This is a genomic window from Actinomadura alba (genome assembly GCF_014323705.1).
Classification (GTDB): domain Bacteria; phylum Actinomycetota; class Actinomycetes; order Streptosporangiales; family Streptosporangiaceae; genus Actinomadura_C; species Actinomadura_C alba.
The window spans coordinates 179,346-194,364 of sequence record NZ_JABVEC010000003.1; the positions used below are offsets into that span (position 1 = coordinate 179,346).

The 15,019-nt window shown below is 73.6% G+C and carries 13 protein-coding genes; 7 read left to right on the forward strand and 6 right to left on the reverse strand.

All coding sequences use genetic code 11. The features are described from left to right. Positions 1–48: 48 nt before the first annotated feature. Together HKK74_RS06405 and HKK74_RS06410 are read right to left on the reverse strand one after the other, a co-directional pair. A complete protein-coding gene (locus HKK74_RS06405) occupies positions 49–621 on the reverse strand; it encodes a GNAT family N-acetyltransferase (protein ID WP_187242138.1) in 573 nt (190 codons plus the stop codon). A gap of 163 nt (positions 622–784) precedes the next feature. Then, on the reverse strand, positions 785–1,807 hold the full coding sequence (locus HKK74_RS06410; RefSeq protein ID WP_312881293.1) for a PHP domain-containing protein: 1,023 nt from the start codon (positions 1,805–1,807) through the stop codon (positions 785–787). Between the two features lie 139 nt (positions 1,808–1,946). Here HKK74_RS06410 and HKK74_RS06415 point away from each other — a divergent pair, with 139 nt between their 5' ends. The 6 genes from HKK74_RS06415 to HKK74_RS06440 all read left to right on the forward strand — a co-directional run bounded on the left by HKK74_RS06415 (position 1,947) and on the right by HKK74_RS06440 (position 8,403). Further along, positions 1,947–3,137 carry a PucR family transcriptional regulator gene (locus HKK74_RS06415; protein ID WP_312881295.1) on the forward strand — a complete coding sequence of 397 codons (1,191 nt, stop codon included), beginning with the start codon at positions 1,947–1,949 and terminating at the stop codon, positions 3,135–3,137. 137 nt (positions 3,138–3,274) lie between these two features. Further along, positions 3,275–4,234 carry an ACP S-malonyltransferase gene (locus HKK74_RS06420; protein ID WP_187242140.1) on the forward strand — a complete coding sequence of 320 codons (960 nt, stop codon included), beginning with the start codon at positions 3,275–3,277 and terminating at the stop codon, positions 4,232–4,234. Between the two features lie 31 nt (positions 4,235–4,265). Further along, positions 4,266–5,231: a beta-ketoacyl-ACP synthase III gene (locus HKK74_RS06425; protein ID WP_187242141.1), complete on the forward strand. Its 966-nt coding sequence runs from the start codon at positions 4,266–4,268 to the stop codon at positions 5,229–5,231. 54 nt (positions 5,232–5,285) lie between these two features. After that, positions 5,286–5,543, forward strand: coding sequence for an acyl carrier protein (locus tag HKK74_RS06430; RefSeq protein WP_187242142.1), 258 nt, complete (start codon positions 5,286–5,288; stop codon positions 5,541–5,543). A gap of 73 nt (positions 5,544–5,616) precedes the next feature. Continuing rightward, entirely contained in the window at positions 5,617–6,945 is a 1,329-nt protein-coding gene (locus HKK74_RS06435) for a beta-ketoacyl-[acyl-carrier-protein] synthase family protein (RefSeq protein WP_187242143.1), read from the forward strand. A gap of 18 nt (positions 6,946–6,963) precedes the next feature. Further along, positions 6,964–8,403, forward strand: a complete 1,440-nt coding sequence (locus tag HKK74_RS06440) for an acyl-CoA carboxylase subunit beta (RefSeq protein WP_187242144.1) — start codon at positions 6,964–6,966, stop codon at positions 8,401–8,403. Between the two features lie 59 nt (positions 8,404–8,462). On the opposite strand, the gene HKK74_RS06445 is transcribed toward HKK74_RS06440, so the two are convergent. From HKK74_RS06445 to HKK74_RS06460, 4 genes are all read right to left on the reverse strand, one after another. Then, a complete protein-coding gene (locus HKK74_RS06445) occupies positions 8,463–11,027 on the reverse strand; it encodes a CHAT domain-containing protein (RefSeq protein WP_312881296.1) in 2,565 nt (854 codons plus the stop codon). Beyond that, entirely contained in the window at positions 11,024–11,467 is a 444-nt protein-coding gene (locus tag HKK74_RS06450; RefSeq protein WP_187242145.1) for a hypothetical protein, read from the reverse strand. The genes HKK74_RS06445 and HKK74_RS06450 overlap by 4 nt, the downstream gene beginning before the upstream one ends. After that, entirely contained in the window at positions 11,464–12,015 is a 552-nt protein-coding gene (locus HKK74_RS06455; protein WP_312881297.1) for an RNA polymerase sigma factor, read from the reverse strand. Before HKK74_RS06455 ends, HKK74_RS06450 begins: the two co-directional genes overlap by 4 nt. A 112-nt stretch (positions 12,016–12,127) precedes the next feature. After that, entirely contained in the window at positions 12,128–13,312 is a 1,185-nt protein-coding gene (locus HKK74_RS06460; RefSeq protein WP_312881298.1) for a S8 family peptidase, read from the reverse strand. A gap of 183 nt (positions 13,313–13,495) precedes the next feature. Here HKK74_RS06460 and lnt point away from each other — a divergent pair, with 183 nt between their 5' ends. Next, positions 13,496–14,983, forward strand: a complete 1,488-nt coding sequence (gene lnt / locus HKK74_RS06465) for an apolipoprotein N-acyltransferase (RefSeq protein WP_187242147.1) — start codon at positions 13,496–13,498, stop codon at positions 14,981–14,983. The last annotated feature ends 36 nt before the right edge of the window (positions 14,984–15,019 follow it).

Consider the following 15,019-nt stretch of genomic DNA (forward strand, 5'->3'; position numbering starts at 1 on the left):
ACCGGGACCACCGATGAGCACGGTGGCACGTGCGCGCCTTACCGGCCCTCAGACGGTCCGGTGGGCGTAGGCCGGGTGGGCGGCGAGGAACGCCGGCCGGTCGAGGACGTTGACATGGATGAGCCGATGATCCTGGGTCACGTCCTCGGCGCTGTGATGATGTACGAGACCCAGCTTGGCGATGATCCGCGCCGAGGCCGCGTTGCCGTCCTGATGGCGGGTGAGGACCAGTTCGGCCTGGTGGTCGAGGAACGCCTCGTCACGGACGGCATGTGCGACCTCGGAGGCGAGGCCGCGGCCCCACAGGGACGGCACGATCCACCAGCCGAGTTCGATCGCGGGCACGCCGATCTCGAATTCGTCGGGCTCTCTGTGCGTGAGCGCGGCCAGGCCGGTGAACTCCCCGGTGCGGTGGTCGAGGGCGGCCCGCCACCCGAAACCGTGACGAGCCCAGTGGTCCAGTGCGGCTTCGTGGCGCGCCTCGACCAGCGCGGCGCTCCATGGTCTGCGGTCGCCGACGAACCGGACCACCCGCTCGTCACCGGCCAGCCCGCCCAGTTCGTCGAGATGCGAGGGCTGCCACGGAACCAGGGAGAGGCGTTGCGTGGTCAGGATCTTCACGCCGCCATACTGCCGGTAGCACGCCGGTCCCCGGATTCGCCCCACCGGATTCGGTCTGATCGTCGGTACCGGCGTCCATCGTCGCACGTGAACCGCGCCGACCGTCTCTACGCCGTCGTCGAGGAGCTCCGGGCGAGCGCGCCGCCGGTGTTCCGGGACGGCGTCAGGAACGTGTCCAGGCGAGCAGGTCGTCGGCGGTCATCGCGTTGACCACCCGGTCGGCCGGCACGCCGCATCGGGCCGCGCGTTCACATCCGTACGGCTGCCAGTCCAGCTGACCCGGCGCGTGCGCGTCGGAGTCGATGGACACCCGGCAGCCCGCCTCGACCGCCAGCCGCAGCAGCCGCTTGGGCGGGTCGAGCCGCTCGGGCCGGGAGTTGACCTCGACCGCGACGTCGCCGGCCTCGCACGCCGCGAACACCAGGTCGGCGTCGAACTCCGACTCGGGCCGCAGCCCGCCCCGGCGGCCGCCGGCCCGCACGATCCGTCCGGTGCAGTGCCCGAGCACGTCGACCAACGGGTTCATCACCGCGGTCACCATCCGGCGGGTCATCTCGGCCCGCGGCATCCGCAGCTTGGAGTGCACGCTCGCCACCACCACGTCGAGCCGGTCGAGCAGCTCGGGCTCCTGGTCGAGCGTGCCGTCCTCGAGGATGTCCACCTCGATGCCGGTGAGAATGCGGAACGGCGCCAGTTCGGCGTTCAGCCGGTCGACGACCTCGAGCTGCTCGCGCAGCCGCTGCGCCGACAGCCCGTTCGCCACGGTCAGCCGGGGCGAGTGGTCGGTGAGCGCGATGTACTCGTGCCCGATCTCGCGGGCCGCCTCGGCCATCTCCCTGATGGGGCTGCCGCCGTCGCTCCAGTCGGAGTGGGTGTGCAGATCGCCGCGGAGCGCGGACCGCAGTGCCGCCGCGGCCTCCTCCAGGGGCGTGTCCTCGGTCGCCTCGAGCCGGCGCAGGTAGACCGGCACCTCGCCGCGAAGCGCCTCCTCGATGACCGTGGCGGTCACCTTGCCTATCCCCGGCAGGTCGGTCAGCGTGCCCTGCCGCGCCCGCCGGGCGAGCTCGCCGGGCGGCAGCCGTTCGACCAGTTCGGCGGCCGACCGGAACGTTCGCACGCGGTACGTCGCCTCGAGCGCGCGCTCGAGCAGGAACGCGATGCGGCGCAGCGCCTCGACCGGATCCACACCTAGACCGTACGCCCTACCGCCGACCGTACGCCCGCCGCACGCGAAATGCCCCACCGCTCCGATCTTGACGTAAACCACAGGCCTGCCACGTCGGGGAAGCATGGAGCATCACCTCCGAGATGGCACTCTTGAGTACGTGGACAGCACCAGCGACGCGGCGATCCGGGAGCAGACGACCAAACATCTCGAGGAGGCGATGAGCAGCTTCGGCACTGCCGCCCTCGCCCGGATGGAGGAACAACTCCCCTGGTTCCGCCGGATGCCCGCCGAGCACCGGTCCTGGATCGGGCTGGTCGCGCAGGCCGGCATCGCCGCGTTCGTCGAGTGGTTCAAGAACGCCGAGAAGACCCGCCCCGCCATCGCCGGCGAGGTGTTCGGCACCGCTCCGCGCGAGCTGATGCGGGCCGTACGGCTGCAGCACACGGTCGAGATGGTGCGCGTCATCATCGACACGGTCGAGAGCCGGCTGGACGAGCTCGCCGCGCCCGGCGGTGAGACGCAGCTGCGCGAGGCCATCCTGCGCTACACCCGCGAGGTGGCCTTCGGCGCCGCGGCGGTCTACGCGCGGGCCGCCGAGACCCGCGGTGCCTGGGACGCCCGGCTCGAGGCCCTCATCGTCGACTCGCTCCTGCGCGGCGAGGTGGACAACAGCCTGCACTCGTGGGCGGCGGCGCTCGGCTGGTCGTCCAAGCCGGTCGTGGTGGTCGCCGGGCACACCCCCGAGGAGGAGTCCGAGGCCATCATCGACCAGATCCAGGTGGCCGCCCGGCGCGCCAGGGTCGACGTGCTGACGGGCGTGCAGGGGCACCGGGTCATCGCGATCGTCGGCGGCGCCGACGACCCGCTCGAGGCGGCCCGGCCGATCGCCGCGAAGTGCGGTCCCGGCCCCGTGGTCGTGGGCCAGCAGGTCCCCGACCTGTACGGCGCCACCGCGTCGGCCCGCGCGGCCCTCGCCGGGCTGCAGGCGGCGACCGCGTGGCCCGACGCACCGCGCCCGGTGCTGGCCTCGGACCTGCTGCCCGAGCGCGCCCTCGACGGCGACGACGAGGCCCGCCACTACCTGGTGGAGCAGGTGTACGAACCGATGTGCGCGGCCGGCGCCCCGCTGCTCGACACGCTGACCACCTACCTCGAGCAGGGTTCGTCGCTGGAGGCCACCGCGCGCCTGCTGTTCGTCCACCCCAACACCGTGCGCTACCGGCTGCGCCGGGTCACCGAACTGACCGGACTCGTGCCCACCGACGGGCGCGCGGCCTTCACTCTGCGCATCGCCCTGGCTCTCGGCCGGTTCGCCGCCCGGTCGGAGACCCGGCCCGGTGGGGCATGAGGACGAGCTCTTTACCTGAACCCGACCGCCGAAATATCGCGTTCACCGGGCTTGTAGGTGTCGTACAAAGCCCCCCCGTCAAAGTTCGTGCTGATCGGCATCTACGTGTCGAACCTCTACAGTGCAGGGTTGGACACGTGCTCCTCATCGCCGCGCCCGGACAGGGTGCCCAGACGCCCGGATTTCTCCTGCCATGGCTGGAGGTGCCGGGTTTCGCCGACCGGCTCGCGTGGTGGTCGGCGGTGACCGGGCTCGATCTGGCGCGCTACGGCACCGAGGCCGACGCCGACGAGATCCGCGACACCGCCGTGGCCCAGCCGCTTCTCGTGGCGGCCGCGCTGGCCGCGGCCGAGGCGCTGGGCGTCGACCTGGGCCCCCGCAAGGAAGCGGCCGGCACGGGGCCCGACACGAGGCCCGGCGCGGTCGCCGGGCACAGCGTCGGCGAGCTGGCCGCCGCGGCGATGGCCGGGGTGCTCTCCCCGGAGGCCGCTCTCGTGCTCGTACGGGAGCGCGGCCGGGCGATGGCAGAGGCGGCGAAGCAGGCGCCCACGGGCATGACCGCCGTGCTCGGCGGTGATCCCGACGAGGTGCTCACCGCCATCGCCAAGCACGACCTGACCCCGGCCAACATCAACGGCGCCGGCCAGGTCGTCGCCGCGGGCACGATGGAGCAGCTCGCGGCGTTCGCCGAGGAGCCGCCGGAGAAGGCACGGCTGCGGCCGCTGCAGGTGGCCGGCGCGTTCCACACCCAGCACATGGCCCCGGCGGTCGACACGCTGCGGCGGATCACACCGGGCATGCCGGTGGCCGACCCGGTCACCGGGCTGCTGTCGAACCGGGACGGCGCCGTCGTCGACGCGGGGGCCGACTACGTCGCCCGCCTCGTCGATCAGGTCAGCTCCCCGGTTCGGTGGGACGCCTGCATGCGGACCATGACCGAGCTCGGCGTGACCGCCATCATCGAGCTGCCTCCGGCGGGCACGCTCGTCGGGCTGGCCCGCCGCGAACTCAGCGGCGTCGAGGTCCTCGCCGTCAAGAAACCCGAAGACCTCGACAAGGCCCGCGCGCTGATGGCCGAGCACGGCGGCGGACATTGACCGGCGGACCGATGAGCCAGGGGGAGGAATCATGAGCAACTTCACACTTCCGGCGGGAGTGCCGGGGGCGCGGATCCTCGCCTTCGGCGACTACCAGCCGGCCAAGGTGGTCACCAACGCCGACCTGGCCCAGATGGTCGAGACCAACGACGAGTGGATCCGCAGCCGGGTGGGCATCGCCGAGCGCCGCATCGCCGGCCCCGACGAGAGCCTGCTCGACATCGCCGTGCACGCCGGGGGCAAGGCCCTGGCGGGCAGCGGACTGTCGGCCGAGGACATCGACCTGGTCATCGTGGCGACCTGCACCCCCGAGACCACGATCCCGAACGTCTCGGCCTCCGTGGCGCACCACCTCGGCATCCACGCTCCGGGCGCCTACGACGTCAACGCCGCCTGTGCCGGGTTCTGCTACGCCCTGGCCAGCGCGTCCGACTCGGTCCGCGCGGGCTCCGCGCGGAACGCCCTGGTCATCGGTGCCGAGAAGCTGTCACAGTGGATCGACTGGACCGACCGCGCGACCTGCATCATCTTCGCCGACGGCGCCGGCGCGGCGGTCGTCACCGGCTCCGACGCCCCCGGCGTCGGCCCGGTGGTCTGGGGCAGCGCGGGCGAGCACTATGACAAGATCATCATTTCCGACCGGCAGTCGTTCCTCCACCAGGAGGGCCAGGCGGTGTTCCGCTGGGCGACGACCGCCCTGCACCCGGTGGCCAAGGAGGCCTGCGACCGCGCCGGCGTCGCCCCCGAGGAACTGGCCGCGTTCGTTCCGCACCAGGCCAACCTGCGCATCGTCGAGGCGATAGCGCGCAAGCTCAAGGCGTCCAACGCCGTGATCGCCAACGACATCGTGACCGCCGGCAACACGTCGGCCGCCTCGATCCCGATGGCACTGTCCCGCATGATCGAGCGTGGGGACGTTCCGTCCGGTGCACCTGCCCTGCTGATCGGGTTCGGTGCCGGGCTCACCTACGCTGCCCAGGTCATTCAGATCCCGTAGGCCCCATATCCATATCCACAGGGCCTGCGTCCACCAGTGAGGAGAATTTCGAACATGGCAGCCACCGAACAGGAGATCTTGACCGGCCTCGGCGAGATCATCGAGGAGATCGTCGGCATTCCGGCGGCCGAGGTCACCCCGGAGAAGAACTTCATCGACGACCTCGACATCGACTCGCTGTCGATGGTCGAGATCGCGGTGGCGGCTCAGGACAAGTTCGGCGTCGAGATCCCCGACGACGAGCTCCGGAACCTCAAGACCGTCAAGGACGTCATCGGCTTCGTCCAGGGTTTCAAGGACCTCAAGTCCTGAGTGGTGTCGTGGCGCGTCGCCCAACGGCGTGCGGCGCGCCGCTCATCCCCCGCTTGATCGAGGAGACAGCATCATGAGCATTGGCCAGGCCACTGCCGGGACCGGTTCCGGTCAGGGCTTTGGAAGCGGCACGGTCGTCGTCACCGGCATCGGCGCCACGACGCCGCTCGGCGGAGACGTCGCGTCGACCTGGTCTGCCCTGCTCGCCGGCAGATCCGGGGTACGCACGCTCGACTGGGAGGGCATCGAAGAGCTGCCCACCCGGTTCGCCGCGACCATCGCGGTCGAGCCGGAAGAGGTCATGCCCAAGCACCGGCTGCGCCGACTCGACCGCAGCCAGGCGTTCGCGTTGATCGCCTCGCACGAGGCCTGGCGCGACGCCGGGTTCGCCCCCCGCGACATCGCCGGGAAGGCCGAACCGGGCGAGGGCTTCGAGCCCGACCCCGAGCGGCTCGGCGCCGTCGTGTCGAGCGGCATCGGCGGTCTCATCACCGCGCTCGACGGCTACCGCGCCTACCAGAAGACGGGCTGGAAGCGGACGTCTCCCTTCACCGTGCCGATGCTGATGCCGAACGGCCCCGTCGGGCACGTCAGCATCGAGTTCGGCGCCAAGGCCGGCGCGCACGCCCTGGTGAGCGCGTGCGCCTCCAGCGCCGAGGGCGTCGGCTACGCCATCGACATGATCCGCAGCGGCCGGGCCGACGTCGTCATCGCGGGCGGCACCGAGGCCACCATCCACCCGTTCAACATGGCCGCGTTCTCCTCGATGCGCGCCATGTCGACCCGCAACGACGAGCCCGAGCGCGCGTCGCGCCCCTACGACAAGAACCGCGACGGGTTCGTCATCGGCGAGGGCGCCGCGACCCTGATCCTCGAGTCCGAGGAGCACGCGCGGGCGCGCGGCGCGCGGATCTACGCCATCGTCGCCGGCGCCGGCTACTCCTCCGACGGTCACGACATCGTGCAGCCCGACCCGACCGGTGCCGGGGCGGCCGCCGCGATCCGCCGGGCCCTGGTGAACTCCGGGCTGGTACCCGAGCAGATCGCGCACGTCAACGCGCACGCCACCTCGACTCCACAGGGCGACGTGGCCGAGATCATCGCCCTCAAGGAGGCACTCGGCCCCAAGGCCGCCGCCAAGGTGCTCATCACCGGCACCAAGTCGATGACCGGGCACCTGCTCGGCGGCGCCGGCGCGCTCGAGTCGCTCATCACCGTCCTCGCACTGCACGAGGGCGTGGTGCCCGCGACCGCCAACCTCGAGAACCTCGACGACGCCGTCGACCTCGACATCGCACAGGGTGAACCGCGCCGGCTTCCGGACGGTCCCATCGCGGCCCTGAACAACTCGTTCGGCTTCGGCGGACACAACGTCGCCGTCGCCTTCCAACGCGCCGTCTAGCGTGAGGAGCCAGCTGACGTGACCGTGCTCGACACCGGCGTCCGCGGCCCGGCGGCCCCGGCCGCCGAACAGGCGCCCGACCCACGGGACCCCCGGGTCCGGCTCGCGGCGCTCTTCGACGACGGCAGCCTCCGCCCGCTCACCGACGAGGACGACAAGAGCGGTGCCCTCGCCGGGGTCGGCCGTATCGACGGCCTGCCGGTGGTGGCGTTCGCGAGCGACCCGCGTATCCAGGGCGGGGCGATGGGCACGGCGGGCTGCGAGGCCATCGTGCACGCCTACGACCACGCGATCCGCGAGCGGCTGCCCGTCATCGGGCTGTGGCACTCGGGCGGCGCGCGGCTGGCCGAGGGCGTCGAGTCGTTGCACGCGGTCGGGCTGGTCTTCGCCGCGATGACACGGGCGTCCGGTGTGGTGCCGCAGATCTCCGTCGTGCTCGGCGCGGCGGCGGGTGGCGCCGCCTACGGCCCCGCGCTGACCGACATCGTCATCCTGTCCCAGGACGGGAAGATCTTCGTCACCGGGCCCGACGTCGTGCGGTCGGTCACCGGTGAGGAGATCGACATGGCCTCGCTCGGCGGTCCCGAGCCGCACTCGAAGAAGTCCGGCGTCGTGCACGTCGTCGCCACGGACGACGCCGAGGCCATCGCCTCGGCCCGCCGCATCGCGCTGCTGCTCGGCCACCAGGGCCGACTCCGCCCCGAGTCGGTGACCGAGGCCGACTTCTCCGGGCTGCTGCCCGAGAACGCCCGCCGGGCCTACAACGTCAAGCCGCTGGTCAAGGGAATGGTCGACGACCCCGACGGGCTCGTGGAACTGCACCCCAAGTGGGCGCCGAACATCGTCACCGCGCTCGGGCGGCTCGGCGGCCGTACGGTCGGCCTCATCGCCAACAACCCGCTGCGGCTCGGCGGCTGCCTCGACGCCGCCTCCGCCGAGAAGGCCGCCAGGTTCGTGCGCATGTGCGACGCGTTCGGGGTGCCTCTTGTCGTGCTGGTGGACGTCCCCGGTTATCTTCCGGGGGTCGGCCAGGAGCACGGCGGTGTCGTACGGCGTGGCGCCAAGCTCCTGCACGCCTTCGCCGAGGCCACCGTGCCCCGGGTGACGCTGGTCACCCACAAGGCCTACGGCGGCGCCTACATCGCGATGAACTCCCGTTCGCTCGGGGCCACCCGGGTCTTCGCCTGGCCGACGGCCGAGCTCGCCGTCATGGGCGCGGTCGCGGCGGTGCGCATCCTGCACCGGCGTACGCTCGCGGCGGTTCCCGAGGAGGAGCGGCCCGCGCTCGAGACCCAGCTCGCCGCCGAGCACGAGAAGATCGCGGGCGGCCTCCACCGGGCGCGCGAACTCGGCGTCGTCGACGAGGTCATCTCCCCCACCGGCACCCGTGGCGCCATCGCCCGCGCCATCGCCGAGGCCATCCCGGCCCGGGGAGCCCACGGCAACATCCCGCTCTGACCGTACGCTGACCTGCTCCGGCCCGGCCGTCCGACCCGGGTCGTGCCCATGCGCGCGGGTCAGCCCGCGCCGAAGCACACGAAGCCGAGGACTCCCGGGGTGCGGGGGGTGACCGCCAGCGCCCGCGCCGGCGAGACGCCCGCGGCAAGGCGTTCGTGGAAGGCCACCATGAAGTCGCGGGTGTCCGCGTCGCGCACCGGGGTGACGCTCGCGATGACGGTGGCGGCGCCGAAGTCGAGCAGCACGCCCACCATGCCCATGACCGCCTCGCCCGCGTCGGCCCGGCCGGCGTCGCACGCCGACAGCACCACCACGCGCGGTGCCCGGCGCAGGCCCTCGAGGTCATAGGCGATCAGCGGCCCGTCGGCCAGGAGCAGGCGGGAGAAGAGCGGGTTGTCGACGCGGAACTCGCCGTGCGCGGCGACATGCGCGAGCCCGCCGCCGTCGAGAGCACGCCGTACCGTCTCGGCGCGGGCCCGGCCGCCCGTGAGGACGGTCGCGTCCGGATGGATCCGCGCCAGCGCCGTGATCTCGGTGTCGGCGTGACGCAGGCCGGGACCCGCGACGAGCACCACCCGGTGGGCCTCGCCCCGGCCGCGCCCGCCCGGCGGTGGCGCACTCCTCCGCACCCAGGTGCGCGCCGACGGCACGACGGTGACCGGACGCGCGGCCAGCGCCGGGAGCGCCGCCCACGGCAGCGCGTGCAGCGCCCCGGTGGACGAGATGACCAGCTCGCGATCGCCGATCGCCCGGCGCAGCGGGCCGATCAGCTGCTCCTCCGCGAGCGCCGCGGCGGTGCCCGGCTTCGCCCGCCCGACATGATCGCCGCCGCGCTCGGCGAGGACGCGCAGATCGAACCGGACGAGTCTGGCCGCGCGTACCGCGTCCTCGTAACGGCCCAGCGGCCATCTGCGGCAGCGGCCGGCGACGACCGTCACCGCGTGCAGTTCCGGTCCGAGCCTGACGAACTCGACGAGGGCCCGGTGCCCGAGCGCCTCGGTGAGCTCCGCAATCCGCGGCGGTGATGTCCGCGTTCCCGCGCCGGCACCCGGCCGGGTCCTGGCGCTCGCCCGTACCGCCGCCTCGAGGTGCGGGATCCGGTCCGCCGTCTCCCGGGAGCCGTGGCCGGTGGCCGTGGCCTCGGTGTGCTCCGCGCTGGCCCGCCGCAGATCGGCCAGGGCCGCGGCCAGCCGCGGGTCGGCGGGCGGGCGCACTGACGCCGGACGGCACGTGATGGCACGGCGGCGTTCCTCGGCGGCGAGCAGCTCGCGACCCGATCGAGCCTGCCGCAGCCCGAGGCCGGCCAGGTCGGCGGCGAGATCGGCGGCCCGTGCGCGCAGCTCGGTGGCGCCGAGCGCCGCGGCGTGGTCGTCGACCACCAGCAGCCCCGCGCGCACCGCCGCCGCGGCACCGCGCCGGTCGCCGCGCGAGGCCCGTTCCAGCGCCGTGGCGTGCCAGGCCGCCACCCGCGTCGCGACCGGCCCGTGCCACCTGGCGGTGCTCACCCGCCCGAGCAGGTCGCGGGCGACGGTTGTACGGCCCAGGTGCAGTGCGATCAGCGCGGCGACGATGCGAGTGTCGGCGGCGGGCTCGGCCCAGCCGGCCCGCCCGAGCCGGTCAGCGGCCGTACGGGCCGCGCGCAGAAGGTCCGGGGACCGGTCGCCGGCCGCCCACCGGGCGCGGACTCCGAGGTGGTCGGCCAGGGGGATCCAGCCGGTGCGGTCCTGGCGGGCGAACTCCGCGCTCGCCCGCCGCGCGGTGCGTGCGGCGCTACCCGGGTCGCCGTCGGCCAGCTCGGCGCGCGCCAGCAGGAGCAGCCCGTCGGCGGTGTCGGCGCGGTGACCACGGTCGGCGACGTCGACCAGCGTCGCGCCGAGCAGGGCCCGGGCCTCGGCGGCCAGCCCTGCGGTGATGAGCGTCTCGGCCCGGTCGAACCTGCACTGGGCGACTCGTTCGGGGGTCAGGTCGGGCTCGACGGCGGCGTACAGCGCCAGGGCTCGCGGCAGGTCACCGCGGCGCGAGGCGGCGAACGCCAGATTGCCCCTGGCCATCGCGGCCTGAAGGGTCAGACCGGCCTGGTCGGCGGTCACCGCGGCCTCGGTCAGGGCGGACTCCGCCGAGTTCAGCTCGCCGCGATAGACCTGGGTCAGCCCGATCGTGGACAGCAGCCCGGCCAGCACCACCGGGTCGGTCCCCGCACGAATACCCGCGAGGGCACGCCGCGCGGTCCTGAGCGCCTCGTCCATGTGCCCGCTGCGGGCGAGCGCGAACGCGCGGTTGGCGACCAGCCGGTCGGCGTCCGCACCGCGCAGCACAGGAGCGGCGGAATCGGCGGCCACGAGCGCGCCGTCCGCGTCCCCGCTCGCGGCGAGCAGCCCCACCATGTTCATCCGCACCTGGGCGGCCGCGTAGGTCAGGCCCTCCCCCTGCGCGGCCCGCAGGGCCTCGCGCAGGTGATCCAGCCCCTCCGCCACCCGGCCGATCTCCTTGCCGGCCAGCGCGAGCGCGCGCAGCGCGAGCACCCGGTCGGCCGGTTCCCGCGCGCCGGACAGCAGCCGGCTTGCGGCGGTCATCGCGCGCGGCGGGTCGGCGGCGGCCAGCCGGATCAGGTCGCGCTCGTTCACACCCGCACCCAGCTGGTGACGATGCGGGTGGCATCGGGCAGCCGGAACACCAGGCTCACCAGGCCCGACGGGACGCCCGGCACGATGAAGTGGCCGGCCGGGTCGGCCCGCGCGGTGAGCTCGCCGTCGAGGTGCCGCACCCGAACGTGCGCGGGGGCGGGCGGGGACAACCGCCCGACCAGCTCGACGTCCCGCCCGGCACCGCTGACCTCCACCTCCACGGCGTGATCGGTCCCGTCGAACGTGAGCAGCCGCGAGGTTCCGCGCACTCCCACAGCGCCGGAGCGGCTGTCGGCCACGAGGTCGGCGAGGGCCGCGTCCGGCTCCCGCCAGGCCAGCGTCGCCCGTCCCGCGGCGAGAACCCGCTCGGGTACGGGCTCGAAGGCGGCGAACGCGGCCCGGACGTACGCCATCAGTTCCTCGTCGGGCACGCGGCTCACAGCACTCCCCCGAGCCGTGCCCGAAGCGACGTCAGGCAGCGCGTCCGGGTCGGGCCGACGCTGCCGATCGGCATGTCGAGGGCGGCGGCCACCTCGGCGTAACCGGGTGACAGCGCGAACAGCCTCAGCACGTGCCGGCACAGCTCCGGCAGCGCCTGGATCGCCGTCATCACCACGCGCAGCCGCTCGCGGTCGAGGCAGACGTGGTCGGGGCCCGGATCGGTGGCGGCGAGCGGCGGCAGCGCCCGGCCGCCGACCTGGTGACGCCTCAGGCGTACGGTCTCGCGGCGCGCGGTCACCGCCAGCCAGGCGCCCACTCGTTCCGGGTCGCGGATCCGGTCGATCCGCTCGACCAGCCGCAACCAGGTCGTCTGGGTCACGTCGGCGGCGTCCGCCTCGCCCAGCCCGTGCGCGCGGGCGATGGCCCACACCATGCCCGAGTAGCGCGCGGTGAGCGCCGCCCATGCCGACTGGTCGCCCTTTCTCGCCCAGGCGACCAGGTCGCCCGGTGATGCGCCGTTCGTGTCCGTCGTCCCTGCCGGGCCCACGAGAGCCTCCGCCTCGTCGTTCGGCCCCCCGCCGACCGGCCACATTAGAACGAACGCACACCGTCACAGGTCGATTACCGACAGTGGTTATCGCATCGCCGTCGGTTCGTGCTCAAACCCTGATGATTACGCCGAGGCCGGGAAGGGTAACGGCGGCCGCCGGGTCGAGCAGACGGCTCGCGGCGACCGCGGCGGTCAGGTTCCCGGCCGCGGCGAGCCGGGCGATCGCGGCCGCCACGGCCGGCGCCGCGAACGACGTTCCACTCCATGTCGCGTACCCCTGGAACCGGTCGGGGTCGACCCCGCCGATCCGCTGCCGCGCCGGTTCGCGCGGGCCGTCGAATCGTACGAAGCAGCTGGCGATCCGGGCGCCGGGTGCACAGGCGTCGACCCACCAGCCGTGGTTGGAGAACCACGCGCGCTCGTCGCCGTCGAGGGCGGCCACGGCGATGACCCACTTCAGGGCGGCCGGCCAGAACGGGCGGTCGCTCGCCGCGTTGCCCGCGCACGCCACGACGACCGCGCCGTTCCTCGCCCGCAGCCGGCCGACCGCCTGGGCCAGCACGGGCGAGGGGCGGTCGTCGAAGGTGTGGCAGCCGAGTGAGAGGTTGACGATGTCGGCCCTCCCCCACGCGGCCAGCCGGTTGAGCGCGCGGATGACGCCGAACTCGTCCCCGACGCCGTCGCCGCCGAGCACCTTCATGGCCCGGATGCGCACCGCCGGGGCGTGCTGGAGCAGGACGCCCGCGATGAAGGTGCCGTGACCGGCCTGCGCGTCGAGTTCGTAGTCGAGGTCGGCGTCGAGCACCTCGGCGACCTCGTCGCGCTGCTCGGCGTACCAGTCACGCGTCTCGTACCAGGGATGCGGGGACAGGCCGGTGTCGAGGACGGCCACCGTGACCGGGCGCTCGCCGGGAGCCGCAGCCGCGGGCGGGTCGAGCGGGTCGGCCGGCCGCGGCAGGTCGGCCGGGCCCGACCACCACATCGGCTGACCGTGCACGAGATGGTTGGGCGCGACGGCCGGTCCGCGGTGCCCACCGTCTCCGCCGAGCCGCGCGACGAGCTCGCACACGTCGACCCTGGCCGCGGCGCGCAGCCGCAGCCGGCAGACTCCCGGCTCGTCCTGCCGCCCGTCGTACCAGCGCCGCACGAGCCCCTCGACGGCCGGCGCGTCGTGGTCCGCGACGAGGATCTGGTCGCGCCGGATCAGCGCGGGGCGGCCGGGGGTCGGCTCGACGACGACGGCGTCACGATGGCGCGCGAGCACCCGCTCGAGCTGCGCCTCCTGATCGAACACGCACTGAATGTGCCCGCACCGGCACCGAAAGTGATCGTCGTGAGCGGCCGCATCCGGCCACGCCGGGCCTGAGCGCCGGACTTCGATCAAGGATCGGGGTTCCCATGCGTACCGCGATCCTTGATCGACGCTTGAGGACAGGACGCGATTGAGTACCCGCCGCCGGGATGCGTTACTGGAGACATGACCCTGGACACCGCCGCCGCGACCGAGCAGGGCACGCGGGCGGCGCGGATCCACACGCTGCTGGCGCTGCCGGCCGGGGCGTTGCCGCTGCTGACGTTCCCCCGGGTCGGTGCCGACTGGCTCGCGTGGGGAATCCTCGTGCCGGGTCTGCTGATCATCCGGTCCGCTCCCGGCGCGCGGACGGCGGCGGTGCGCGGCTGGTGGTTCGGCGCGGGCTACCTGCTGGCCGCCCTCTACTGGACGATCCCGAACATCGGTCCCGGGCTGCTGCTCGTGGCCGCCGTCTTCGGGGCACTGTGGGCCGGGTGGGGCCTCGCGGCGTGGGCGACGCTGCGCGTCCCGGTCCGGCCCCTGTACGCGCTGCTGCTGGTGCCGAGCACGTGGGTCGCGATCGAGTACGCCCGGTCATGGCACGCGCTCGGAGGGCCGTGGGCACTGTTCGGAGCGAGCCAGTGGCGGCATCCGACGGTCCTCGGCCTCGCCGCGCTCGGCGGGGTGTGGCTCGTGTCCTTCGCGCTGGTGGCGGTGAACACGGCCCTGACGATCGCGCTGGTGGCCCCGTCGGCGCGGATGCGCGCACTCACCGCCGCGCTGGTGGTCGGCCTCGCCGGGCCGGTCTCGTACGCGCTCCGCGGCGAGCCCCAGGCGGTGCGCACCATACGGGTGACGCTCGTCCAGCCCGGCGTCCTGCACGACCCGGTCACCCGGTTCGCCGCCGGTGAGCGGATCACGGCCGCGGCACCGCCCGCCGACCTGGTCGTGTGGGGCGAGAGCAGCGTGGGCTTCGATCTGGACCGCCGGGCCGACCTCACCGCCCGGTTGAGCACGCTCGCCAGGTCGTCCGACCTGCTCGTCAACGAGGACGCGCGCGATGCTCGGAACCGCATCTCCAAGAGCTCCCTGCTGATCGGCCCGGACGGGATCCGCGGGCGGTACGTCAAGACGCGCCTCGTGCCGTTCGGGGAGTACATCCCGTTCCGTCCAGTGCTCGGATGGCTCAGTTCGATCAGCAGAGCGGCCGGCGAGGACCGGGTGCCCGGCACCGGTGTCCGGGTGCTCCAGACGGGCGGCGTCACGATCGGACCGCTCATCTGCTTCGAGTCCGCCTTCCCCGATCTGGGCCGCGCCGTCGCCGGGCGCGGGGCACAACTGATCGTCTACCAGTCCGCCACGTCCACCTTCCAGGGCAGCTGGGCACCGCCGCAGCACGCCGCCCTCGCGGCGGTGCGATCGGCCGAGACCGGGCGTCCCAGCGTGCAGGCGGCGCTCACCGGCGTTTCGGCGGGCTTCGACGCGCGAGGCCGCTCGACGGCCTGGTTCGACACCGACAAGCGCGGTTCGGTCACCGTCACGGTGCGGGTACCGCCGGCCACCGACCGCACCCCCTACGACCGGTACGGGGACCTCGTGCCGTATCTCGCGGTGGCGCTGAGCGGTTTCGCAGCGGCACGGCTCGGATACGGCCGGTTGCGGCCACGGAGCTGACACCAGCACTGGCCCGCGGTGGACTGATCCGATTCC

What these genes read in the sequence shown, in the direction of transcription:
- HKK74_RS06435 (WP_187242143.1), top strand. Translation starts at nt 5,617, where the DNA reads ATGAGCATTGGCCAGGCCACTGCCGGGACCGGTTCCGGTCAGGGCTTT.
- HKK74_RS06425 (WP_187242141.1), top strand. Translation starts at nt 4,266, where the DNA reads ATGAGCAACTTCACACTTCCGGCGGGAGTGCCGGGGGCGCGGATCCTC.
- lnt (WP_187242147.1), top strand. Translation starts at nt 13,496, where the DNA reads ATGACCCTGGACACCGCCGCCGCGACCGAGCAGGGCACGCGGGCGGCG.
- HKK74_RS06430 (WP_187242142.1), top strand. Translation starts at nt 5,286, where the DNA reads ATGGCAGCCACCGAACAGGAGATCTTGACCGGCCTCGGCGAGATCATC.